This window comes from Clostridia bacterium (assembly GCA_017554615.1).
Lineage (GTDB): Bacteria > Bacillota > Clostridia > UMGS1840 > HGM11507 > SIG450.
This window is the reverse complement of sequence record JAFZHY010000022.1, coordinates 74,052-99,981: the sequence shown is the minus strand read 5'-3', so window position 1 is coordinate 99,981 and position 25,930 is coordinate 74,052. Positions and strand designations below refer to the sequence as shown.

Below are 25,930 nucleotides of genomic sequence, written 5' to 3'. Positions count from 1 at the left end.
TGACGGTGGGATATTTCTTACCACTGAAGAAAGAAAATCCTTAGGTGTTTTAGAATTACTCAAAGGGAAATCACTCTTCTTTCGTCATTATTTTTTTTATTAAGGATTATCCCGTCCTGTTTATATTTTCTTAGTACAAAATGAGTTTTTGTTGAGATAATACCGGGCATAGGAGATATTTTTTCTGCAACAAATAAAGCAATCTCTTTCATACTGTTTCCGTCTATTTCTACAAGTATATCAAACCCGCCTGACATTAAAGTTACGCAACTTACCTGAGGAAATTCTCTTATAATGTTATCGGCTACTTTTTCAAAGCCCATTCCCTGCTCAGGTGTTACATTAAGTTCAATATACGCAGTAACTCTGTCTTCTGCGATTTTATCCCAGTCAATCAAAGTTTTAGAGCCGAATATAATCTTTTCCTTTTCAAGTTCTGCCATAATTTTACTTACATTTTCTTCATCAGAACCTACCATAACTGCTATTTCGCTATTTGAAAGTTTTGCGTCTTTTTCCACGATAGAAAGTATTCTTTTTTTAAGTTCCATAATATTCTCTCCTTATTTAGAATTTTCTTCTAAAAGTTTTTGTTTTATAGTCCATAATTTATCTGATAAATCTACATAATATTTATGAGGATTTTCAAATCTTTTTACTTCATCCCAGATTTTATCAAGTTCGTTTTTGGAATACTCTTTAATATCTTCAAGTTTTGGTAAATCGTATACAAGTTTTCCTTTATCCATTATTTTAACAAGCAGTTTTTCTGCTTTAAAATCTGTAATTGTTTTCTTCTTCCATGTGTATTCAGGGTCAAACAACACATAAGGCTCGTTTTCGCAAATTTCCTCATCGTGCAGGGTTATTACATCGGCAATCGCTTTGCCTGTACTTTTATCATAAAGCCTGTAAAGATTTTTAAATGACGGGTTAGTAATTTTCCCAACATTTTCGCTTATCTTTATTTTAGGGTATTCCCTGCCATCTTCAAACACTGACACCAACTTATACACTCCGCCGAAAACCGGCTCTGATTTTGATGTGATAAGCCTTTCGCCTACACCGAATATGTCAATACATGCTCCCTGATACAAAGTATCACGGATAATATTTTCATCGAGTGAATTGGAAACAATAATATTAACATCAGAAAATCCGTTTTCATCAAGCATTTTACGAACTTTCTTGCTAAGATAGGTTATATCGCCACTGTCTATACGCACTCCCTTAGGCCTGAAACCTTTAGGCAGGATAACTTCATTAAATACTTTTATAGCATTTGGAAGACCTGATTTTAATACATTATAGGTATCTATAAGCAAGGTACAATCTTTCGGAAATGCATTTGCATATGCCTTAAAGGCATCGTATTCTGTATCAAACATCTGAACCCAACTGTGCGCCATAGTTCCAAGGGCAGGAATGTTAAACATTTTATCGGTTATAGAACAGGAAGTGCCGACGCATCCTCCGATATATGCTGCTCTTGCACCGTAGACTGCTCCGTCTTTCCCCTGAGCACGTCTTGAGCCAAATTCCATAACTGCTCTTCCCTTGGCTGCTCTTACAATTCTTGATGCTTTTGTAGCGATAAGGGACTGATGGTTTATCGATAATAAAACCATTGTTTCAATAAGTTGCGCCTGAATAACAGGTCCTTTTACAACCAAAATAGGTTCATTCGGGAATATAGGTGTACCCTCTTTGACTGCCCATACATCACATTCAAATTTAAATTCTTTAAGATAATTTAAAAACTCCTCGCTAAATAAGTTTTTACTTCTTAAATATTCTATATCGTCGTCATAAAACTTAAGGTTTTTCATATATTCTACAAGTTGCTCAAGCCCTGCGGCAATAGCATATCCGCCATTATCAGGAACTCTTCTGAAAAACATATCAAAAACTACTGTTTTATCTTTAAGGTTATTTTCAAAATAACCCTGAGACATTGTGAATTCATAGAAATCGGCTAACAGTGATAAATTTTTAATCATTAAGATCTTCTCCGTTTTGTTTGTTTACAATTATTGTTTTATAGTTTGTATAGTTAACCATTCCCGGTTTTCCACCAGGCATTTTTTTAACAAATTTTATCATAGTATAATCAACAGCCACCTTAGCATTTGAATCTTTTGAATAACAGGCGGCAAACTCTGCGGCTTTTAAAATTGCCTTATCGGAAAATTCTTTATTTGTTTTCTTTAATACAACATGAGAACCAGGATAGTCTTTTACATGAAACCAAAGGTCAGACCCTTTGGATAACTTAAAGGTTATATTCTCATTCTGTCTGCTGTTTTTACCGATAAGTATTTCAAAACCTTCATCTGTAATATAGGTTGTACACTCTGATTTTGTCTGTTTCTTTATTCCCTTATCAGTTTTTTTATTATCTATATACCCTTCCTTTGAAAGTTCATCTTTTATATCGTCGATATCTTTCTGAGAACGGGCATTCTCTAAAAAGGTAAGTTCGCTTTCAAGGTAATACAACTCTTTTTTTGCTTTTTCTATTTGCTCTAAAGCCATTTCCATTGCTTTCTGGCCTTTTTTATACAGTTTAAAATATCTGTCAATATTCTTTGCAGGTGAAAGAGTTTTATCAAGGTCTATTAAAATATCAGAGTTATCATAATAATTGAATACTTTAATTTTATCTTCATTGCCTTTTATAAGATATATATTGGCAGATAATAACTCCCCTTTTAATCTATATTCTGAATATTTATCTTTATTTAATAATATATCATTATGAATTTCTATTTTCTTTCTTATTTTGTCTATATGATTATTTATAGTTTTTACAAGTGATAAACTTCTTAATTTAATTTTTCTTGCAAAGTGTAAGTCGTTATAAAATAAATCTATCATTTTACTCGGACTTTCAATATAAACTTTTTTATAAAGGCTTCCGTATTGCTCTAAATCAACTACCGAAAAGAATTTTGGCATAGATTCCTTATCATACAAAATGTTTGGACTAAACTCAAACTTAGATACTTTTTCAAAAAAATTATTTATGTTATTTAAAAAGTCTGCTTTAGGTATCAGGTCTGATTTCAATAAAAACGTTTTTGAAGCCTTAAATGTTTTAAATGCAATTTCTCGTGATACTATCGGTGAAATACCTACAAAATTATCCATTAAAAATGAATCTGCATTTATTTCATCATAAGAGTACAGTTTTTCTCTTAAACTGTTAATATCAAAACTATTAAAATTCTCTTTTTCCTGAGCAGGTGCACTCTCATACAAAAGGCCCGGTAGTAACTGACGCTTTGATGAAACAGTAAAGTCAACACGCTTTATGGAATCTATAATAACATTCTTTTCGTCAATTAAAATAATGTTACTGTGTCTTCCCATAATTTCAACAATAAGATGTTTTTCAACCATATCTCCAAGTTCATTATACGAACTTACAGAGATTTTTAAAATTCTGTCTGACCCTTCTTGAGAAAAGGATAAAATCTTGCCGGATGCAAGATGCTTTCTTAAAAGCATACAGAATAAAGGTGGTTTATCAGGATTTTTAAAATTATTTTCTGTTATATTTATTCTCGGATAATTGGAATCGGCACTTATAAATAATTTATAAGTTTCTTTAAACCCTCTTAAAGATAAGACAATTTCATCCTTTTCAGGCTGATAAATTTTATCTATTCTAAGGCCTGAAAGTTTATTATCAAACTCATTTATAAGCGATTTTAATACCAATCCGTCAAATGCCACCTAAGTTTTCTCCTTATCTTTAAAATTCTTTTGAAATTAAGTTTACCAATTCGTCATTATTTTTAGTAGAAATAATTTTATTTATAAAGTTCTGGGTTACATCAGAAGTATTCTGCTCTGACAACGCTCTTCTTAAATTCCATGTTGCAAGAAGTTCTTTTTTTGTAAGAAGCAAATCCTCTCTTCTTGTACCAGATTTATTTATATCTATTGCAGGGAAAATTCTCTTTTCAGAAAGTTTCCTGTCAAGATGAACTTCCATATTACCTGTGCCTTTAAATTCTTCAAATATTACATCATCCATTCTGCTTCCCGTTTCAATCAAAGATGTTGCAAGGATGGTAAGCGAACCACCGTTTTCTATATTTCTTGCTGCGCCGAAGAATTTTTTTGGTTTGTGAAGTGCTGCAGGGTCAAGACCCCCAGACAGAGTTCTTGCAGACGGTGTAATTGTTAAATTATACGCTCTGGCAAGTCTTGTTAAACTGTCAAGTAAAATTACAACATCTTTATTATGCTCAACCAAACGCATGGCTCTTTCAAGCACCATTTCTGCAACTACTGTGTGATTTTCAGGAAGTTCGTCAAATGTTGAATATATAACTTCTGCGTTTATACTTCTTTTAATATCCGTAACCTCTTCAGGACGCTCGTCTATTAAAAGCACAATTAAAGTTATTTCAGGGTTATTGGTTGTTATACTGTTTGCAATATCCTTTATAAGGGTTGTTTTACCCACTTTAGGAGGAGCAACTATCATTCCCCTTTGCCCTTTTCCTATCGGCGCAATTAAATCGATAAGACGCATAGGATATCCGTTTTTTGATACTTCAAGTTTTAATCTTTCGTCAGGGAAAATGGGAGTAAGAGAGTGAAAGTCCTGCCTTTTAATTGCAACAACCGGCAAATCGTCATTTATTTTATCTATATAAATAAGTGCTGCAAATTTTTCTCCGTCTCTTTGCATTCTGCTTTTTCCAAGTATCCAATCCCCTGTTTTTAAATTGAATTTTCTTATAAAAGTAGGCGAAACGAATACATCATTTGCACCTGAAAGATAATTATCGCTTCTTACAAAACCATAACCGTCGTCTAAAACTTCAAGTATCCCTTCGACAACCGAATGTGATTCATTCTCTGTCTTTATTTCTTTTGATGATTCGCAATTTATTATTAAATCAATTAGGTCATTCTTTTTACATTTAGTGATATTCTCAATATTAAGTTCTTTGGCTATTACCTTTAAATCGTTTACTGTAAGTTTTGACAATTCACTTTTTGTTTTCATCTAATAAATTCCTTTCTATAACATTCCTCTTTTATTAAGAAAGAATGCAACTACAACAGTTGTTACTACTGATAATCCAAACGGAAAATAGAAGTTTGCAAAAGGAAGGCTTGAAACATTCATTCCGTAAAATGAGGCAATCATAGTAGGCACTGCCATAAGAATAGTTATTGAAGTAAGAACTTTCATTACGATATTTAAGTTATTAGATATAACTGATGCAAAAGCATCCATTGTACCACTTAGAATACTGCTGTAAATATTAGACATTTCAATAGCCTGTTTTGTTTCTATAAGTACATCTTCAATAAGTTCTTCATCTTCTTCATACATATTTACATAAGATGCTCTTTGTAATCTTTTTATAGTAGATTCATTCGCCTTTAGGGAAGTTGAAAAGAACACCAAACTTTTTTCAAGGTCAAGAAGCTGGATGAGTTCTTTATTTTTAAGTGATTTATGAAGTTCTTTTTCTATATTTGCACTTCTTCTGTCAATCTGTTTTAAATAGAATAAAAATCTTGTTGAAACTTTATAAAGAATCTGCATTAAAAAGCGTGTTTTTAAATTGGTATAAACATTTCTGACATTACCTTCTATAAAACTGTTTATAGAAGAAGTTTCTTTAGTACAAACCGACACAAAACAGTCTTTAGTAATAATAAGCGCTAAAGGAAGGGTTTCAAACACTACTTTATTATCGTTAGTTTCAGTAGTTGGAACGTCAATAACCACAAGAGTCTGGTCGTCTTCTGCTTCCACACGCGAAGTTTCTTCAATATCCAAAGGTGCTTTTAAAAAGCCCATATCAATATTATGAGATTCGCTTAAATATGTGAGTTCTTCATGAGTAGGATTAACAATGTTGATCCAGCACCCAGGCTGAAACTCATCGATTTGTGTAATTTTTGAGTCTAAAGTTTTATAATATTTATACATTTTACTCACCAAGCCTTTCCGGATATATTGGTTGTATGCCAAACAGATTTATCTGCTCATTAAACATAAATTTTGAAATATAAGATTTTTCCATATCTTCTGCCACATATGTATATATTTTGGAAGCGGGAAAAAAAGATATAACGCATATTATGAGATAGGATATTAACACTCCCTGAAAAAAACCTAAAATCGCTCCCAAAATCTTATTGATATGCCCTACTATTATTATCTTGTTTATAAACTTTGCTAACTTCTTAATAAAGAATGAGCAAATAAAAAGGGATATAAAAAGAAGTATTATACTTATTACATTGACGACAAAAACTGTAAAAATCTCTGCCATTGATGTTGCAGTATGACCTATTATATTTTCTGTTGATAAAACCACCGTATCGTGTATAAATGATGGCAGATTAACAAATGTTTCTTCTGATATATTTACACTGCTTGTAAAAGTCGTAACAAAATAATCATAAATTGTATCTTTTAAACGAGTGTTCATAAGTATTTTTGCAAGATGGGGATAAAACGCACCTGTTAACCCCATTACCAACACCAGAGAAAACACATCAAAGACGGTTTTTATAAACCCTGACTTCCATCCCCACACAGTAAAAATTAAAATAATAAGAAGAATAATCAAACCTACTAAGGATATATTCATATTAAATCACACCTTTTAGTCAACAATTCTAATTTCTGAATTTGCGATAAATACAAATTTATTATTTAAAAAGAATGCCTGTTGCAAATCTTTATTATACTCTATTGTTCTTATAACTCTTCCTCTTTTGGTAAGCAGTGTAACATCTCTTAGGCCACTTAGAAGAATATGATTTTTTGTTGCATCGATGCTTATAATTGCTTCTTCGGTTTCATATCTTCCAAGAAGTTTCCCGTCTTTATTTATAACTTCTACAACCGAGCCGTTACCACTTTGACTGCCAAATACAAAAGCCATATTACCGTTATTTATCTTTTTATACGAATTAAGCATTTTATTATCAAACGAATATGTATGTTTATGCTGGCCTGAGTCATTAAAATAATATGTTCCCATATCGCTTAAAACAACTAATTTGTTTTTTGAATAGAAATTTACATTTGTAAAAAATGTATTCTCAAATATCGTTTCACTATACGGATCCTCACTGCCTATATCAAAGAAAATTATTTTAGAATTAAGCACCCCTGTTGAAAGTTCAGTAGTAATAATTACAAGTTTATTGGTTTTATCCATAAATGCTGCGTCAACTATATTATTAACTCCTGAATGCCATATAAATTTCTGGTTACCGTCAGAAGAATATAATATAACCTGATTTTTAGCATCATCATCTTCAGCGATTACTATAAACTCTCCGTTGTTAAACGGTTTTGCAAATATGATATTCGATTTTTCTGATAACTGGGTTATTATTTTATCATTATTAAAAAGCACCAAGTTTGTACTGCCTTTATCATAAGCAATAATATAATTATCACATGATTTTATATTAAGATTGGTATAATGAGATGTTAAGGCAGTAATTTCAGAATATTTATTAAAGTCAACATTCTCGCCTTTAATATCATATGCGGATATATTATTACCAGAATATTTAATAAGAAGGTTTTTGAATGTTAAAAATTTAGGGGTTGAGCTATCGCTCAAATTAATAACTGTATTATTTTCCGATACAGGGTCGTTATACTTATAATACAATGATTTTATAAACTGATTATTTACTAAACAGTATCCGCAAAAAGCAATAAATAAAACTAACAGGATACTTATTAAAAGTCTTTTTTTATTTTTATCGTTTTGTACTCTTTTTTTAGTCATAAATAACCTCTTTAAGATATAATCCGTGGGCAGGAACTGTCATCCCTGCGTTTTCCCTGTCTTTACTTTTTATAATATAATCTACATATTCAGGATCAAATTTAGAGTTTCCAACATTTATAAGCGTTCCAACAATAATTCTTACCATATTGTATAAAAACCCGTTTCCGCATACTTCAATTTCAATTAAATCGTCTTTTTTATTTATATCAATACCGTATACTGTACGGACTGTATCAACAATGGGACTTCCCTGTGCCATAAAGCATTTAAAATCTTTTGTGCCCTCAATGTATTTTTTTGCTTCTATCATTTTATCTATATCAAGTGGAATTTTATAATTATATGCAAATCTGTTATAAAACGGATTAGGATATTTGGATGTATGAATAAGATATTTATAAGTTTTTCTTTTTGCTAAAAATCTTGAATGAAAACTATCGTCAACTTCAACACATCTTAAAAAAGAAATATCATAAGGTGTAACGGTATTAAGAGCGATGGGAAATTTATCACACGGGATACTGCTGTTGGTTTTAAAATTAAGTGTATAATCTATTGCATGGACTCCAGCGTCCGTTCTTCCGCAACCGATAATATCAACATTTTCGCCTGTTAATTTATAAACACCGTCTTTTATAACTTTTTCTATTGTTATATAGTCTTTCTGAATCTGAAAACCGTGATAACAAGTTCCGTCATAGGATATATTAAACCTTAAATTTCTCATATCCGTAACCTTTCATCAGTAGTAAATTAAATCTTAGAAAATAATTGCCAGAGCCATAAAAAGAGAAAATATCAAAAGTGCGTATAAATCTTTTATACCCGGTTTTGAATTTCTAAGCCTTGTTCTGTTAACTCCACCGTTATAACATCTTGACTCCATGGCTATTGCAAGTTCATCGGCACGTCTGAATGCGCTTACAAAAAGCGGAACAAGAACAGGGATAACTGCTTTTCCTCTTTTTATAAGACCGCCTGTTTCAAAATCTGAGCCTCTTGCTTTTTGTGCTTTTATTATTTTATCTGTTTCTTCTATTAAAGTAGGGATAAATCTTAATGCAATACTCATCATCATTGCAATTTCATATGCAGGAACACCTAATTTAACAAACGGTTTTAGCATTTTTTCTATTCCGTCTGTCAACATAATATGAGATGTAGTATATGTTAAAAGAGAACTGCCTATCATTAAAAATATTATTCTTAATGCCATAAAGGCAGACATATATATTCCCTCATAGGTAATATCCCAGATAATAAATGTAAATGCCTTTTCCCCTGTTGTCATAAAAAGATTAAGAAGTGAAGTTAAAACAACAAAGAATAAAATGGGTTTTAACCCTTTTAAAAGAAACATAAATGGTACTTTAGATGCTTTAACTGTTACAATTAAAAACAAAAGAATAATTCCAAAGCCCAGAAAACCTTTTACAAAAAATATGGTTACCATAAAAATAAGGGTTATAAGTATTTTGGTAAGAGCATCTAATTTATGCACAAATGATGAGACAGGATAGTATTGACCTAAAGTAATATCTGTAATCATATACTTCCCCCCCTTTTAAGGAGATTTAAAATGACTTCCTTTGCTCTGTCAATGGTATACACATCATCAGGAATATCATACCCCTTTTTTTTAAGTTTTGAAAAAACTTTTGAAACTTGAGGAACACTAAGACCGATTTTTTCAAGTTCTTCACTTCGTGAAAACACTTCTTTTTGAGAAGCGTCCATAACAATTTCTCCATTATTCATTACAACAATTCTGTCAACATTGTTTGCAATGTCTTCCATACTGTGAGAAACTAAAATAACCGTCATATTTGTTTTTTTATGAAGTGTTTTTATACTTGATAATATCTTCTTTCTTCCTTTCGGGTCAAGCCCTGCTGTCGGCTCGTCAAGTATAAGAATCTCAGGCTTCATTGCGATAACACCTGCAATTGCCACTCTTCTTTTTTGCCCACCTGATAAATCAAAAGGCGATTTATCAAGATGCTCATCTTTTATTTCACATAAAGAGATTGCCTCATTAACCCTTTCTTTAACTTCTTCCTCGCATAGACCCATATTACGAGGGCCGAATGCTATATCATCAAAGACTGTTTCTTCAAACAACTGTGCTTCGGGATACTGAAAAACCAGCCCAACTCTAAAACGAAGACTCTTGAGTGTGTTTTTATTTTCAAAAATATCTTTACCGTCAAGTAAAATTTGACCGTCATTACCTTTTAAAAGACCGTTTAAATGCTGTATTAAAGTAGACTTACCTGACCCACTGTGTCCTATGAGTCCGATAAATTCTCCCTGATTAACGGTAAGATTTATATTTTTTACAGCGCTTGTGGAAAAAGCAGTGCCGGGCATATATGTGTGAGATAAATTTTTAATCTCTAATATCACTTTGTTCCCTCCAATAATTTTGTAAGTTCCATAACGCATTCATCAACTGTGAGATTTTCAAAAGAAACTTTTACACCGTCTTTATACAGTTCGTATAAAAGTTCTGTTGTCTGAGGAACATCTAAACCAACCGATTTTATCAAAGCCACATTTTCAAATATCTTTTTAGGAGAGTCATCAAGAAGTATTTCACCGTTATCTAAAACGACAACTCTGTCTGCTTCTATTGCTTCCTCCATATAGTGAGTTATTAAAATAATAGTAAGCGAATATTCTTTATTAAGCCTAATCAGTGTATCTATAACTTCTTTTCTGCCTGACGGGTCAAGCATAGCAGTAGGCTCATCAAGAACAATGCACTGAGGACGAAGTGCAATTACACCTGCGATAGCAACTCTTTGTTTCTGCCCTCCTGATAATTTATGCGGGGCATCCTTTTGCCTGTTAAATAAACCAACCGACTTTAACGCCTCGTCAACCCTTTCTCTTATAACTTCAGGCTCAACACCAAGATTTTCAAGAGCGAAGGCAACATCATCTTCAACTGTTGTAGCAACAAGTTGATTATCAGGATTCTGAAAAACCATTCCCACATTTTTTCTTACATCAAAGATTTTCTTTTCGTCTTTAGTGTCAATACCGTTAACATAGCATACTCCGCCACTTGGAAGAAGTATACCGTTAAAATGCTTGGCAAGTGTAGATTTTCCTGAACCGTTATGACCTAAAATACAAAGGAATTCTCCTTTTTTTACCGATATATTAAGTTTTTCAAAAACAGTGGTATATTCTTTTTCGTTATACCCATATGTTAAATCTTTGGTTTCTATGATATTATCCAATTTATAAGCCTCCGGTTTTTATAATGCTTCCCATCTTCCGGTTGAACCGCAAGGAAGTATATAAGGGGAATTTTCAACAGGAATTCCAAGTTCCTTAGCAGTAACTTTGCCTTTATATTTTTTATTAACTGTCATTGATAAAATATTGTAGAGCACAGTAGGTGCAAAACCTGTTGTGTATGAATTTACAATAAAGAACAACGGGTTGTCTGAAAGAACATCTGTTAAAAGCGCTGTTAAGTCATAAATTTTATCTTCCAGTTTCCAAATTTCTCCGTTAGGCCCTCTTCCGTATGACGGAGGGTCCATAATAACTGCATCATATGTATTGCCTCTGCGGATTTCCCTTTCAACAAATTTAACTGCATCATCAACAATATATCTTATTTTTCTGTCTTCAAACCCATTAGCATATACGTTATCTTTGCACCAGTTCATAATGCCTTTTGATGCGTCAACATGACATACACTTGCGCCTTTGGATAGTGCTGCAACTGTTGCTCCGCCTGTATATCCGAATAAATTAAGAACTTTAACTTCCCTGTTGGCATTTTCAATCTTTTCCATAATGAAATCCCAGTTTGCTGCCTGTTCAGGGAAAAGCCCTGTATGTTTAAACCCAGTCGGCTTAACAATAAATTTAAGGTCTTTATAGGATATCTTCCAACTGTCAGGAAGTTTTTTTGCGCTTATATCCCAACTGCCTCCGCCTTTACTGCTTCTTATATATCTTCCATGAGCACTTTTCCATAAAGATTCGTTATTTTTTAAGTTCCAGATAACCTGAGGATCAGGACGGATAAACACATATTCCCCCCAACGCTCAAGTTTTTCTCCGTTACATGTATCAAGTATTTTATAATCATTCCAATTATCTGCCAACCACATACAAAAACCTCTTTTTTAAATGGTAATATATTGATAAAATATTATAACATAAAAAAGCCTTAAATAAAAGGCTTTTTTAAAAAATTCTTATATTTTTTTTATAAGTTCAAAGTCTATTTCCATAAGTTGCGGATTAGAATTTATAACTTTAATTAAAACCCTGTCTCCTATGGTATATCTTTTGCCTTTTCTCTCTCCTGTTACCGAGTGGTTTTTTTCGTCATAAATGTAGAAATCGTCATATATATTTTCGTATCTTACAAGCCCTTCAACAGTATTATCAAGTTCAACGAAAATTCCAAAACCTGTAACAGAGGAAACAATCCCTTCAAATTCTAAGCCTATTCTTTCGCTCATATAAATTGCTTTCTTAATATCTTCCGTTTCTCTTTCGCTTTGCTCTGCAATTCTCTCTCTTTCAGATGTGTGCTCGGCTGCTTTATCTATATATGAAGTGTACCTTTCAATTTCATTTTCATTTAGTTCATTATTTAAAATTTTCTTTAAAATTCTGTGAACTAAAAGGTCAGGATATCTTCTTATAGGAGATGTAAAATGACAGTAAAATTTACTTGAAAGGCCGAAATGCCCTTTATTTTCAGGCGAATATCTCGCTTTCATCAAAGACCTTAACATAATTGTCTGAATAATTTTTTCACTCTTATCCCCTTTGATTTTTTCCAATAGTTCCAATAGAGTTTTTGGATGAATACCGTCATTGCCACCCTTTAATGTGTAGCCTAAATTTTTAATAAAAACCTTGAATTTATCAATTTTTTCAGGGTCAGGCTCTTCGTGAATTCTGTAAATCATAGGTTTATTCTGCCAGTAAATATACTCTGCGACAGTTTCGTTTGCGAGAAGCATAAACTCTTCGATTATATAGTTTGCAATAGTTAAATTATACTTTGTAATCTCCACAGGGAAATTATTTTCATCATATATAATTTTACATTCAGGAAAATCAAAATCAAGGCTTCCTCTCATTTTTCTTTTTCGCCTTAGAATTTCAGCCAATGACTTCATATTCGAAAGAAGAGAATAGAGTTTTTTATCACACTTTTTCCCGTTTTCCAAAATATCTGTAACTTCTTTATAAGTCATTCTGTATTTAGAATTTATAACAGTTTCTTTAAAGTCATAATTTATTATATTACCCTTACTGTCAACCGTCATAAAAACTGACATAGCGAGTCTGTCAACCGACGGATGAAGACTGCATATTCCATTGGAAAGTTCTTTGGGAAGCATAGGGACAACTCTGTCTGCAAGATATACACTTGTTCCCCTTTTATACGCTTCTTTATCTATTTCGCTTCCCTCTTTAACATAGGAACTTACATCTGCTATATGAACGCCAAGGATATAGGTGTTATCTTCAATTTTTGATATGGATATTGCATCGTCTAAATCTTTTGCATCTTCTCCGTCAATAGTAATTATAAGTTTATCCCTTAAATCCAGTCTTTCTTTAATTTTATCAACGCCAACTTCTTTATTTATAATCTTTGCATCTTCTATAACTTTTTTCGGGAATATATACGGTAAATCATACTTTTTAATAACCGAGAGAACATCATTTCCTTTATCAAAAAAATCGCCAATAACTTCAACAATTTTCCCTTCAGGTTTTCTTCCCTCTTTACCAAAATCAATAATCTGACACACCACTTTATCCTTGTCTTTTGCATAGGAACAATTCTTTTTTGATATAAAAATATCCTTATCAAATTTCTTATCGTCTGCTATTACAAAGCCAAAATTTTTATTCTTGCAAAATGTGCCCACAACTGATTGGTTTTTTCTCTCTAAAACGCTTACAATTTCTGCTTCTGCGCGTTTTTCGTCTGATGCCTGTCTTATAATTTTAAACTTTACAACATCTTTATTTAAGGCATTCTTTCTGTTTTCTTTAGATACAAAGAAATCTTTTTCAAAGTCTTTTGATACAATAAAGCCATACCCTTTATCGTGGCCTATAAATTCTCCATCATATAAATCGTTTTCTTCATTGTATTTATATCTTTTCTTCTTGGTAAGAGTTACCTTTTTATCGGAGAGAAGTTCATCTAAAAGTCTGGTAAGTTCATATAAATCTTCTTCTCTTACATCAAGCATCAAAGCCAGTTCATTATATGAAAAAGGTGTAAACTTATTATCTTTTATAAAATTTAATAATTTTTCTTTTCTTGTCATATTTCTCCTTATTTTTTAAAAACAAAAAAGCTTCATCAGGACGACGAAGCTTATAAACACAAAATTATTTTTCCGGACTTATAAATTATTTAGAAATTAAAGTTAAAACTAAAGATAAAACAACAAATAAAACGGCAAAAACTTTTGTAAAAGATTTGAAAATACCGTTTAATGTTTTACTTTTTCCTTTGCCGAAAAATGTTTCAGCGCCGCCAGCAATACTTCCGGATAAACCAGCTGAATTACCTTCCTGTAATAATACACTGATTATAAGAACTAAACATACTACTATCTGAATAACATAAAGAGCAGTTACCATAATATATACCTCCATAAAAATTATCAACTTAAAGTATTTTATCACACAATTTATAAAAATACAAGTAATTTTTAAAAATTTTTACATTTTTTTAGGATGCTATACATAATGTTGACGATACAACCGAAAGTGCTCCTGCTTTTTTAAGCATTTTTGCACATTCGTCGGCAGTTGCGCCTGTTGTTAAAATATCATCAATAAAAAGGACACGCTTACCTTTAAGTTCATTTTTATATTTTTCATCAATCTTAAAGACGCCTTTTACATTCTTATATCTCATTTTACCACTCATAAGACTTTGCTTTTCATTATCTCTCGTTTTAAGAATACATTTATTTAACATTTTTATATTAAGTTTTTGGGATAGTTCTTTAGCAATAAGTTCTGATTGATTATAACCTCTTTTATAAAATGTCTTTTTATTTATTGGTGGATATACAATACAGTCAATATTACTTACCTTATCCTTTATTTCTTCATATAAAAAGCAAGAGAAAGGCTTAAAATACCACATTTTACCCTTGAACTTATATTTTAAAAGAGCCTCTTTGATAAGACCTTTATATACAAATACAGGATAGTTTGCATCTATATATCTTTTATGCTCCTTACAATGAGCGCAAAGTTTACTTTCTCCAAATAACTCTCTTCCGCATATAAGGCATCTTTTCTCCTCAACAAACGGTAATTTATAGTAACATTTTAAACAGTAGTATTCTTCATTATTATCTATAAGTTTACCGCAAAACATACATCTTTTCGGATAAAATATATTAAGGAAAAATTTAAAAATATTCATACTTTTACTCTGCTCCAAAAATTTTGTTATTTATTATTTTATCCTTTAAGGAAGTAAGTCTTTTTGCTTCAATGTTATTATCAATCATAAGTTTTACGACATTTTCGCTTCCAACTACTACAACAAGGCTTTTAGCCCTTGTAAGTGCTGTATAGAATAAATTTCTGTACATAAGATTTTTAGGCCCGTAATATGACGGAATAATTATAGCGTCAAACTCACTACCCTGACTTTTATGAACAGTTATAGCGTATGCAAGGTCTATATCTTCAAGATTTGAAAATTCATATTCTGCAATTTTCCCGTCATAAAATTCAATAACAATATATTTTTCTTTATTATTTATTTCTTTTATTGTCCCTGTATCTCCGTTAAATACACCGATACCTTTTTCTCCCCACGGAGTTTGCCATGGGATATCATAGTTATTTCTTGTCTGAATTATTTTATCGCCCTCTCTTAAGATATATTTTCCCCACTGTTTTTCTTTTTTATATTTGGAAGGCGGGTTTAACTCATTTTGCAAAATATTATTAAGAGATATTGTGCCAAGATGAGTTTTTTTCATAGGCGATAAAACCTGAATTGACAGTTCTTTTTTTCCTTCAAAGTAATTAGGAAGCCTGTCCTTACAAAGAGAAATAATTTCTGAAATTATATCTTGTGTTTCGCTTTTTTTAATCATAAAATAATCAGAATTTTTACCTGATGTTTCAGGATACTCTCCCTTTAAAATACCGTGTGCATTATTAACTATCATACTTTCTTTTTCCTGACGGTAAATTTCGTCAAGATATACACAATTAAATTTATCTGAATTTATAATATCTTTTAATACATTACCTGCTCCTACTGACGGAAGTTGGTTTATATCTCCCACAAGAACAAGGCGTGTGGTGTTCTTTACTGCTTTTAAAAGAGAATTAAAAATAAGAACATCCACCATACTCATTTCATCAACTATTAAAACATCTGTATATATAGGATTTTTTTCACACTTAACAAACTTATCATTTGATAAGCCATTATTAAATGTTACCTCCAATAGTCTGTGAATAGTTTTTGCTTCTTTATTACATATCTGCGCCATTCTTTTTGCTGCTCTGCCTGTCGGAGCAGTTAATGTAACCTTTTTGCCTAACTTTTCAAATATGGAGATTATAGAATTTATAACAGTTGTTTTACCTGTACCAGGGCCTCCTGTAATAACTGTTATTTTATTAGACAATACTTTTTTTACTGCATCTTTTTGTTTATCGGCAAGTGTTATATTATTAAGAGAATATATATCATCATACACTCTTTCATAAAACAAATTTTTAGATTTTGTGATATTCATAAAAAGAAGTTTATTAGCAATATCATTTTCTGCCATATAATAAAGAGGAAGATAATAAAGTGCTTCGTCTTTTACTTCTTTTATAATTTCCCCCTCGGTAACAAGAGTAAAGAGAGCATTTATAATTTCAGTTTCTGACACATTAAGCTGACTCTCACAATACGAAACTATCAGTTCTTCATTAAGGTATGTATGCCCATTTAATGCGCCTTTATGAAAAACATATTTTACCCCTGCTTTTATACGCTTTACATTGTTTTTTAAAAAGCCCATTTGAGAAGCAATAGAGTCTGCAGTTAAAAAAGATATACCGTCAATTTTTTCGCATAATATATACGGGTTATCTTCAATTTTATTTATAGGAGAATTTCCTAATACTTTGCTTATTTTCATCGAAAGGTTAATTGATATATTATATTTTTGCAAAAACATTATTATATCTGTAACGCTTTTTTTCTCTTTGTATGACTCGCCAATCTGCAAGGCTTTATCATATGATATTCCCTTTATTTGAGATAAAAGCCCTGGATTTTCTTCTATAATATCCAAAGTTTTTTCTCCGAATTTATCCACTATTTTTTTAGCAGTAGCGCATCTTATCCCGCGAATTATTCCTGAGGATAAAAAGGCATATATAGAACTTTTGGTTTTAGGCATATTTTTTATATAGTATTCAACCTTAAACTGCTCGCCATAGTCCTGATGGTTTGTAAAATTACCCATCACTTTAAGGTTTTCTCCCTCGTAAATGTAGGGCAGAATTCCTACAATGGTAATCGTTTCATCCAATGTTAAAAATTCTGCCACAGTGTATCCGTTTTCTTCATTTGTATATATAATTTCGTTAACTATGCCTTCAAATTCTTCTAATTTGTTTGCGGTCAAAATATCACCTTGTTAAAATTTAATTGTTTTATCACATATATCAAACGCTGCTTGTTTGTGGGATATAATTATACAGGTTTTACTATGTAATTTTTTAACTTCACATAGAAAGTCTTTTTCTGTTTGTTCATCAAGTGCAGAAGTTGCTTCATCAAGCAGTAAAAACTGAGCATCAGAAATAAGCGCTCTTGCTATTGCAACCCTTTGAATCTGCCCTTCAGAAAGCCCCACGCCTTTTTCTCCTACTATGGTTTTAAGACCGTCAGGTAAATCACATAGAAAATCATCCACTTTTGAAATTTTACATACCCTTTTAATTTCATCTTCTGATACAGAGTCGTTAAAAAATCTTATATTATCTTCTATTGAGCCTGATAAAACCATATTCCCCTGAGGAACATAGGAGAATAAGCCTCTTGTTTTTTCGTTTATATAAACTTTTTCGCCATTTTTAAGTAAAAAATAAATTTCCCCTGTCAGTGGTTTTATAACACCTAAAAGAAGTTTTAAAAGTGTACTTTTACCTATGCCTGAAATTCCGCTTATGGCAACAAATTCGCCCACACCTATTTCATATGAGAAATCTTCAATTACTGTGTTTCTATCGTCATATTTAAAGTTTACAGACGAAAATACTATTGACTTGATTTCGTCTTTAAAACTGTTTATATATTCGTCAGAGAATGATATTTCATCTTCTTTTAAATCCTCGATTTCCATAATTCTTTCACTGGATGCAATAGCATGGAAATACTGAGGAATTATTCCTGAAAGACCTTTTAGAGGAGTTTGCACCTGCGATACTAACTGAAGCATCGCTGTTAGAGTACCAACAGAAATTAAATTTAAAGATAATTTATATGCACCCCAGCCAAGAGCAAAATAATATCCGAATGTAAATGCTATATATACAAATATATTGGCAACTATACTGATAGTGTTTCTTTTTAATTTATAATTGTAATTAACCTTCTGAATATCCAATGTTTCTTTCGATATTGCATTTTCTGTTTTAAACGCTTTAATAACAAGAATGTTTGAAAGCGCTTCCTGAATGTAAGACTTAACCTTTCCATCAGTTTCCTGACATTTTTTATGAAGAGATTTCATTTTTTTGCTGTAAATCTGAGTGGTAAGAAAGAATAATGGACCACAAACAAGATAGATAAGTGCAAAATATTTATCCAGCCAGAATAACATTATAAATGCACCTGTAAGCCTTGTAACAAGAGAAACAAGAAGAGGAACTATATTAACAAAAGAATTTGTGATAACTAAAGTATCCCCTGTAATTCTGTTTAATAAATCGCCTGTATGATAATTGTAGATAGCCGAAATATCCTTTTTAAGCAATTTATTAAAAACATTGGTTTTAATATTCATTTCAAGTTTACCGCTTATTTTAATACTAAGACGGCTGTATGCAACATGCAATATAAGTTCTAAAACAATAAGGAATATAAGACATATGATATTATTTAAAAAATTCCCATGAGATGACTTGGTAGCAATATCTACAACCTGCTTACTAAAATATGTAAAACCTACAAGGCAGACAGCAGTCAGTGCGCTTATCAATGTTAACAAAACCAGTTGAATTACAACTGATTTTGAATTATTTATTATCCATTTTAGCGCAGATTTACTTTTCATCTTTTAATAAACCCCCAGATTTTTAACAATGCTTTAATAACAGGTTTTCTTACTTTAAGGAGAAAACACCAGAAAACTGCATAAAACTTACTAATAAAACTATCGGCTTTAATGCTTTTGCCTTTTCTTACAAAGGAAGTAACTTTTCCCATAATCTGGTCTTTGTAAATCGGATATTCTATGAGTATTTGATTATCTCCGCAAAGATAAAAAATCTCATCTTTTACTTTTACCACACGGTGAAGCACTAATTCCCCATTTTTTCTAAGATAAAGAATTATATCATATTTCTTATAATCATCAGTTCTCTTTACTGTAACCGAATCTCTTAAATGTTTAAATAAAGGGAACATACTGTTCCCTGTAACTGTAAGTTGAACACTTTTATTATTTTCCAACATTTCTTTAATAAACGGTGCCAGTTCTTTTGTTGTTTTATAAATTCTATTATTCACAAATTGCTCCTATTGTTTTAAGACTACTCACAAACTCGTCTATATCGGCACTGACAACTTCCCTGTCAACATTATATTCTTTTAAAAATTCATCTATAAGTTCATCTTTTGTAATATCATTTTGCATTTTATTCCACATAAAATATCCGGTTTCGTTAAGGGTAATCATTCCGTTTAAATCTACTGTTTCAACACCTGTCGGGATAACTATATAACTACCGCCTATTTCACTTAAAACAAATGTATCTTTTATTTTCATTTAAATTCTCCTTTTATATTAAATCAAGTTCCTTAGCAACCACTTTCGGTGCTTCGTCAGATATTGTGCATTTTAATCTGTATATAGGCACTGATTCAACCATTTTGGAAATATTTCCAAGTGCTTTTTTTGCAATATCTTTATATGAAGCAACAATAGTTTGTGAAATTATTTTAAACACAGATTCAGGTGCATAAATTCTTTCAATTTCGTTTGTCTTGCCTCTTTCGAGAAAAACAAGTGCTTTAAGAGGAACTCTTTTATTAACGTTAATTTCCGTTTTACCGCTCCAAGGGCATCCGTATAAATACCACACACCGTCAACCATACGGATAACAGGCATATCATCATTTATTATTTCCACTCCGTCAAAAACCTTCATCCATAGCCTTGTATGAGTGGACTTACCTGTACCCGAATCGGCAGAAAACATAATACCGTTATTTTTATATGATATTGAAGAAGAGTGAAGAGACATTCCTAAGTGGTTTATCATAATATACTTAACAATATGCCCTATCATATTAAACTGACGGATATTAAGCGATGCACCACCCAAATCTTCAACATCGAACAGTTCACAATCAATACTTGTCCAGTTTTCGTTAAAGCGAATTATTGCAGAACAGGTTTCTTCTTTTAATAAGTCGTAATAATAATAGCAGTTATCCCCTTTGGCAAAGACTTTGTAATCTTTTTTTTCCATAATTTCGCCGTCAGGAATATCAATTTTATCACTTTGTTTATATCTTACAATAATATCGCATTCTTTATCTTCAGGAATAATATAGTTTCTTAATCTGTATTTTAAATAGTCATACATTACTCCTTCAAGTTGGATATTAATATCCGCTATACATATCTTCATATTTTTTACCTTTTTAATTTATTTTTCGGCATTATTATCAGCGTCAGAATTTTCTTTAGATTCATCACCCTGTTTAGGATTTTCGCCCTCAATTAAAGACTGCTGGAATTTCTTTTCAGCACTCTCAACACAATAAATACCAACAATAACAAACACCTGAGAAACCATTGCAGAAATAAGAAGTGTAACATTATATACAGTTGACTGAACTCTTATCGCAATTGGAATACTAAGCCCTACAAGTACAACAGTAAACGCTATGCATATACGAATTAGTGCATCTAATTGATACAACTTATCTGCATAGTTCTTTGCTCTTAGTGCAAATCTTTTCTGGTTTATAAGATTGGACATAAGAATAAGAACCAAAAGTGTAATAGTAGAGTGGAAAAGGAAATAATAAGCCATTTCCTTATCTATAAGCAATACTATAATACTTATAAATATGTACGGAATAAGGTATTTCGAGAATGTTCTTGCTGACCTGTCATACTCATAACCCATTGCAAAATATAAGCACCAAACGATAAGTAAAAGTCTTGATATAATACATGGGATAAGTGCCTGAGTAACATAGTAAAAGTCAACTCTTAAAATTCTTGTACCGATACATAAAACTACAAAATTGGTTATAATTGTGGTAATACACGCTAAAACGCCAAATAGTTTGTTAGTCTTTTTTAAAAACTCCATATTTTTACTCCTTATCTAAAAAATAAATCTGTTTTATTAAGTGCAACTTCTACAAAGTATGATGAACCTGAAACAATCTTTTCATCAACCGGTATAACAAGGTCATCACCGAATACTTCGGTTGTGGTTGCATCCTTTGCAATATAAAGCACCTTACATTCTATTCTTAATACGAACTCGTTTTCTGATGCCCATACCAAAGACGGATAAACAAGAATTTCTGATTCAATTCCATAATTTGTTCTTAAGTATGATGCATAATTTAAAACTTTTGAAATAAAAAGTTCTCCATACTCTCTTGCAAAATCATATGTTTCTTCAGGGTTATCTCCCTCAATAGCCTTTTCATATATTCTGTTATCTATACCGTCTACAATACAGGCAAACTTGTCCTTTGTTGACGGATATAAAGAAATGTTTTTATTTAATTTTGCATCATATTTAATAAACTGATTTATTCCGTTTCTGTTTGTAGAAAAAATTGTTTCCAAACCAATCAGTGCGTCATACTGAATAAGCAACGCTGCTATATCCTTGTGAGTAACATCCCTTAAAGCGCCGATAGTATCGTCTGCTTTAAGTTTAATTCCTTTTTCATACGCAAAGGTTAAAAACATATTCTTTTTGATTTCAATATCTTTCGATACATCTTTATATGTATTATTAATATTACCGTAAGTGATAAGTTCATTTGCTTTTTCTAATGCAGCGAATGAAAATGCAGCAACAGTATTTTCAATATTTGCATTTAAATCTGCCATTTCTTTATTTGCTGCACCTTTTTTAATACAACGGTCAAATATAATTAATAAATCTTTATAATACTTATGGTCAAAATAGGTTGATACAGGATAAGAACTGTATGTAAGATTAAATTCATCCTCTAAAAGTCTTAACGCTGCTCTTGCCATCTCGCCGTTTGTAATAGTTGCATCGGGCGAGTAACTTCTATTGTCATCAAATAAATTATAACTTTCAAAAACAGTTTTCATTGTGCTTTCTGAAACAATATCTTTAAAATCAGACTGCGGTTTGGTAAAATCAGTTTCCCTTGTTCTTATAATAAGTGTTGCCGTTTCTGCTCTTGATAAAGTATCATTAAGCCTTAAGTTAAGACCGTCATCCCCTATCATAACTTTATAGTTATACGCCCAGGAGATGGCATCTTTATTTTGAGGATACTGCTCAGTAATAACACTTGGTGCTAAAACTCCTGTTTTTGAGCCATGTCTTTTCCATAAAAGTTCAATAGTTTCTCCTCTTGTTATAGGTAAAGACGGATAAAAATTATTACCTTCTGTTTCAAAACCTGATGTCATAATATATTCATATGCCCAATGAGTTTTTGAAACATCTTCAAAATCTGAGTCTCTTCTGTCTGGACCACAGCCTATCATTTTAACAAATTCTGCTCTTGTAACAGTATTTGCAGGTTTAAAAGAACCATCTTCATATCCTTTGACAGTTCCGTCATTAACCAGTTTAATAACATTAGGATACGCCCAGTGATTTTCATCCATATCGTTAAAAGAAACTTCTGCCGCTACCGGTATAGATATAAATGAAATCATAAGTATTATTGAAAGTATTTTCTTAAACAAAAAACCACCTCATAATATCAAATTTAATCTTCAGTTTATTATAACAAAAAAAATATTTTATTTCAATATATAATACTAAATTATTTATATAATTTAATATACTAAAAAATATCCTCCGAAAGTATTATGCTTTCGGAGGTTTGGACTCTATTTTTTTATTTCATCAACAAATTCTTTTATACTGTAAACATTAAGATACGGTTTATCATTTTTTAATATTTCAAGTAATTCCATTGTTTTATCGGTTGAGCCTAAATCTATTACTGATATTTTTCTGTTGTAAGCACCGTTATCGTCTTTTAGCACCTTTAAAAGCAGCGAATGAACAATATTTTCGACACGGTTTTCCTCATTTTTTACTGCAACAACGGTATAAACTGTTTTATCTTTAAATACTCTTCTGTCCCCTATGTAAGAAAAAATGTTGATTATAGTCTGCACAAGACCGTAGATTGCAAAAAAACTTAAAAATACTCCAACCAAAAAATCTAAAAACATAAAATTACACCTCCATATTTTAATATATGAAGGTGAAATTATTTAAGTTACTCGTTTTAAGAATTGTCTTGTTCTTTCATTTTTAGGGTTATCTATAACCTCACTCGGAGTGCCGTCTTCTATTATATACCCTCCGTCCATAAATATTACACGGGTTGCAACCTCTCTTGCAAAATCAATTTCGTGAGTAACAACTATCATAGTGTTTTTTTCCTTTGCAAGATTAGTCATAACATTTAAAACTTCGCCTGTAAGTTCAGGGTCAAGAGCACTTGTAGGCTCATCAAAAAGAAGCAGTTTAGGATTCATTGCAAGTGCTCTTGCAATGGCAACCCTTTGTTGCTGCCCTCCTGAAAGTTGAGACGGATATGCATCAATTTTAGATATAAGCCCCACTGTATCAAGTATTTTTTTTGCTCTTTCTATGGCTTCTTCTTTATTTTCGCCATTTACCTGAATCGGTGCTTCAATGATATTCTGAAGAACTGAAAGTTGAGGGAAGAGATTAAAATTCTGAAAAACCATTCCCATCTTCTTGATAGTTTTTCTTATTTCTTTATCGCTTTTATATATACCGTTTTCGCAGATAACATCTCCATCAACATAGATAGAGCCTTTATCAACCTTTTCAAGTTTGTTTAAACATCTTAAAAATGTACTTTTACCTGAGCCTGAAGGGCCGATTATAGCGACAACTTCCCCTTGCCCGATTTCTAAATTTATTCCTTTTAAAACTTCAAGTTTCCCGAAGTTTTTATATATATTTTTTGCAACTAACATCGACATAAATAAATCTCCTGATATTTAATCATAGTAACTGAGTTTTTTCTCTATGTATGAGAAGAGTAATGTTAATATACCGTTAAAGGCAAGGAAGTATAACCCCGTAGAGAAAAGCGGCCATATAAGCCCTTGTTTTGAAAAGCGTTCTGCAACCATTAAAATTTCAATAACGCCTATAACTCTGGCAAGTGCTGTATCTTTTACAAGAGTAATAATTTCATTCCCCATAGGAGGCACAATTCTCTTAACTACCTGCATAAAGATAATTCTGAAAAACACCTGTACTTTTGACATTCCAAGAACATGCCCTGCTTCATACTGCCCTTTAGGTATGCTTTCTATTCCGCCTCTGTATATCTCTGAAAAATATGCAGCATAATTTATTGAAAATGCAATAAATGCCGCCATAAGACGATCTCTCATAGGAACATCAAAGAGAAGTCCAGGAGCATACAAAACAACAAATAACTGAAGCATAAGAGGTGTTCCCCTTATTATCCAGACAAATGTTTTCATAAGATATCTTAAAGGAGTAAACTTAGACATTGTGCATAATGTAATAAGAAGCCCTAAAGGTATTGCTATTATCAATGTTACAACAAACAATAAAAAATTTGTTTCAAACCCCAAAAAGAGTGATGAAACAATCATAGATACTTTATCCATAAAAATTACTTATCCACTTTCTTAAAACATAAAATTTTTCAGTGGGAGATATTTTCTCCCACTGAAATAATTATAAACTTATTGGGTTATAAAAGTTATTTACTAACCATAACTTGTTTATTCTGCATATAAGGAACTGAAATACTCATATTTTCCTGTCTTTCAGGTGTAATTGTCATACCATTCCAGATACAGTCAATATTTTTAGAGTTAAGTTCAATTTCTTTTGAATTCCAGTTGATTTCAACAAATTTAGGAGTAACGCCTAATTTTTCGCAAACTGCTGTTGCAAATTCGGTTTCAAAACCGATTAATTTACCGTTTTCATCATTATAGTTCATTGGAGCAAATAGTGTGATACCGATAATAAGTTCGCCTTTTTGTTTAATATAATCTAAATCACCTGCAACAACTGCATCGTCATATGCTTTGCCATCTTTAATAATTAAATCAGCAAGTTTATAAGTAGATGCAATTTTATCCATTGTTCCTTCATTTGCAAGTTCTAAAATCGCTTTGTTAACTGCAGGAACGATATCACTGCCTTTTCTGAATGCAATACCGTATTCTTCAGGATTAAAGTCTTTACCTTCTACAACTTTAAGGTCAGCAAAATCTGTGCCTTCTCCGATAGAGCCGATAGATGTAACATAGTCAACTATCGCTATATCTGCAGAGCCGGATTTAACATCCATAAGCGCTGTTGCCATAGAATCAACTGCTGTAAATGTTGCGTTTTTAAAGAATTCATCTTTTGTTGCCAATTCTTCCCCTGCAGAACCTGCTTCAGCAACAATAAAAGCATTATCAACTGATTTTGAATAATCATTTAAACCGTTTTGTGCCTGATTGTTACAACCTGTAATAGCAACGATAAGCACTAAACTTAATACTAACGCAATAACTTTTTTCATTTTAAATAACCTCTTTTCGTTTTTTTGTTATATTTACATTATACTTTATCAATTTAGCAAAGTAAAGTGT

General features: G+C 31.6%; 26 protein-coding genes. All 26 read right to left on the bottom strand.

Annotation, left to right across the window (positions count from 1 at the left end; all coding sequences use genetic code 11):
• Positions 1–59 precede the first annotated feature (59 nt).
• The 26 genes from IKZ35_05240 to IKZ35_05115 all read right to left on the bottom strand — a co-directional run bounded on the left by IKZ35_05240 (position 60) and on the right by IKZ35_05115 (position 25,860).
• Positions 60–554: an Lrp/AsnC family transcriptional regulator gene (locus IKZ35_05240; GenBank protein ID MBR4893364.1), complete on the bottom strand. Its 495-nt coding sequence runs from the start codon at positions 552–554 to the stop codon at positions 60–62.
• Between the two features lie 9 nt (positions 555–563).
• Entirely contained in the window at positions 564–2,000 is a 1,437-nt protein-coding gene (locus IKZ35_05235; protein ID MBR4893363.1) for a nicotinate phosphoribosyltransferase, read from the bottom strand.
• A complete protein-coding gene (locus tag IKZ35_05230) occupies positions 1,993–3,738 on the bottom strand; it encodes an NFACT family protein (protein MBR4893362.1) in 1,746 nt (581 codons plus the stop codon). Before IKZ35_05230 ends, IKZ35_05235 begins: the two co-directional genes overlap by 8 nt.
• 19 nt (positions 3,739–3,757) lie before the next feature.
• Positions 3,758–5,026 carry a transcription termination factor Rho gene (rho, locus tag IKZ35_05225; GenBank protein MBR4893361.1) on the bottom strand — a complete coding sequence of 423 codons (1,269 nt, stop codon included), beginning with the start codon at positions 5,024–5,026 and terminating at the stop codon, positions 3,758–3,760.
• Between the two features lie 15 nt (positions 5,027–5,041).
• Positions 5,042–5,965, bottom strand: coding sequence for a magnesium transporter CorA family protein (locus IKZ35_05220; protein ID MBR4893360.1), 924 nt, complete (start codon positions 5,963–5,965; stop codon positions 5,042–5,044).
• A 1-nt stretch (position 5,966) separates the two neighbouring features.
• Positions 5,967–6,632: a CvpA family protein gene (locus IKZ35_05215; GenBank protein ID MBR4893359.1), complete on the bottom strand. Its 666-nt coding sequence runs from the start codon at positions 6,630–6,632 to the stop codon at positions 5,967–5,969.
• Between the two features lie 15 nt (positions 6,633–6,647).
• Positions 6,648–7,793, bottom strand: coding sequence for a hypothetical protein (locus IKZ35_05210; GenBank protein MBR4893358.1), 1,146 nt, complete (start codon positions 7,791–7,793; stop codon positions 6,648–6,650).
• Positions 7,786–8,523 (bottom strand): tRNA pseudouridine(38-40) synthase TruA, encoded by a 738-nt coding sequence (gene truA, locus IKZ35_05205; protein ID MBR4893357.1) that lies wholly within the window; start codon positions 8,521–8,523, stop codon positions 7,786–7,788. Before truA ends, IKZ35_05210 begins: the two co-directional genes overlap by 8 nt.
• 33 nt (positions 8,524–8,556) lie before the next feature.
• Positions 8,557–9,345 (bottom strand): energy-coupling factor transporter transmembrane protein EcfT, encoded by a 789-nt coding sequence (locus IKZ35_05200; protein ID MBR4893356.1) that lies wholly within the window; start codon positions 9,343–9,345, stop codon positions 8,557–8,559.
• Positions 9,342–10,202 (bottom strand): energy-coupling factor transporter ATPase, encoded by an 861-nt coding sequence (locus IKZ35_05195; GenBank protein MBR4893355.1) that lies wholly within the window; start codon positions 10,200–10,202, stop codon positions 9,342–9,344. The genes IKZ35_05200 and IKZ35_05195 overlap by 4 nt, the downstream gene beginning before the upstream one ends.
• The gene (locus IKZ35_05190; GenBank protein MBR4893354.1) at positions 10,199–11,044 is read right to left on the bottom strand and encodes an energy-coupling factor transporter ATPase; all 846 of its coding nucleotides are present in this window, start codon (positions 11,042–11,044) and stop codon (positions 10,199–10,201) included. The genes IKZ35_05195 and IKZ35_05190 overlap by 4 nt, the downstream gene beginning before the upstream one ends.
• Positions 11,045–11,062: 18 nt before the next feature.
• A complete protein-coding gene (locus IKZ35_05185) occupies positions 11,063–11,932 on the bottom strand; it encodes a class I SAM-dependent methyltransferase (GenBank protein ID MBR4893353.1) in 870 nt (289 codons plus the stop codon).
• 87 nt (positions 11,933–12,019) lie between these two features.
• Positions 12,020–14,128 (bottom strand): ribonuclease R, encoded by a 2,109-nt coding sequence (gene rnr / locus IKZ35_05180; GenBank protein MBR4893352.1) that lies wholly within the window; start codon positions 14,126–14,128, stop codon positions 12,020–12,022.
• 85 nt (positions 14,129–14,213) lie between these two features.
• On the bottom strand, positions 14,214–14,447 hold the full coding sequence (secG, locus tag IKZ35_05175) for a preprotein translocase subunit SecG (GenBank protein MBR4893351.1): 234 nt from the start codon (positions 14,445–14,447) through the stop codon (positions 14,214–14,216).
• A gap of 91 nt (positions 14,448–14,538) precedes the next feature.
• Entirely contained in the window at positions 14,539–15,246 is a 708-nt protein-coding gene (locus IKZ35_05170; protein MBR4893350.1) for a ComF family protein, read from the bottom strand.
• 4 nt (positions 15,247–15,250) lie between these two features.
• A complete protein-coding gene (locus IKZ35_05165) occupies positions 15,251–17,470 on the bottom strand; it encodes an ATP-dependent RecD-like DNA helicase (protein ID MBR4893349.1) in 2,220 nt (739 codons plus the stop codon).
• Between the two features lie 12 nt (positions 17,471–17,482).
• On the bottom strand, positions 17,483–19,123 hold the full coding sequence (locus tag IKZ35_05160) for an ABC transporter ATP-binding protein (protein ID MBR4893348.1): 1,641 nt from the start codon (positions 19,121–19,123) through the stop codon (positions 17,483–17,485).
• Complete coding sequence (locus IKZ35_05155) at positions 19,120–19,578, bottom strand: S24/S26 family peptidase (GenBank protein MBR4893347.1); 459 nt, start codon at positions 19,576–19,578, stop codon at positions 19,120–19,122. Before IKZ35_05155 ends, IKZ35_05160 begins: the two co-directional genes overlap by 4 nt.
• The gene (locus IKZ35_05150) at positions 19,571–19,837 is read right to left on the bottom strand and encodes a PqqD family protein (protein MBR4893346.1); all 267 of its coding nucleotides are present in this window, start codon (positions 19,835–19,837) and stop codon (positions 19,571–19,573) included. Before IKZ35_05150 ends, IKZ35_05155 begins: the two co-directional genes overlap by 8 nt.
• A 13-nt stretch (positions 19,838–19,850) precedes the next feature.
• A complete protein-coding gene (locus IKZ35_05145) occupies positions 19,851–20,705 on the bottom strand; it encodes a hypothetical protein (protein MBR4893345.1) in 855 nt (284 codons plus the stop codon).
• 18 nt (positions 20,706–20,723) lie between these two features.
• Positions 20,724–21,398, bottom strand: a complete 675-nt coding sequence (locus IKZ35_05140) for a hypothetical protein (GenBank protein ID MBR4893344.1) — start codon at positions 21,396–21,398, stop codon at positions 20,724–20,726.
• 11 nt (positions 21,399–21,409) lie between these two features.
• Positions 21,410–22,999: an S-layer homology domain-containing protein gene (locus IKZ35_05135; GenBank protein MBR4893343.1), complete on the bottom strand. Its 1,590-nt coding sequence runs from the start codon at positions 22,997–22,999 to the stop codon at positions 21,410–21,412.
• A 147-nt stretch (positions 23,000–23,146) separates the two neighbouring features.
• On the bottom strand, positions 23,147–23,497 hold the full coding sequence (locus IKZ35_05130) for a hypothetical protein (protein ID MBR4893342.1): 351 nt from the start codon (positions 23,495–23,497) through the stop codon (positions 23,147–23,149).
• Between the two features lie 42 nt (positions 23,498–23,539).
• Positions 23,540–24,277, bottom strand: a complete 738-nt coding sequence (locus IKZ35_05125) for an amino acid ABC transporter ATP-binding protein (GenBank protein ID MBR4893341.1) — start codon at positions 24,275–24,277, stop codon at positions 23,540–23,542.
• Positions 24,278–24,301: 24 nt separating this feature from the next.
• On the bottom strand, positions 24,302–24,946 hold the full coding sequence (locus IKZ35_05120; GenBank protein MBR4893340.1) for an amino acid ABC transporter permease: 645 nt from the start codon (positions 24,944–24,946) through the stop codon (positions 24,302–24,304).
• 95 nt (positions 24,947–25,041) lie between these two features.
• Positions 25,042–25,860 (bottom strand): transporter substrate-binding domain-containing protein, encoded by an 819-nt coding sequence (locus IKZ35_05115; protein ID MBR4893339.1) that lies wholly within the window; start codon positions 25,858–25,860, stop codon positions 25,042–25,044.
• Between the last annotated feature and the right edge of the window lie 70 nt (positions 25,861–25,930).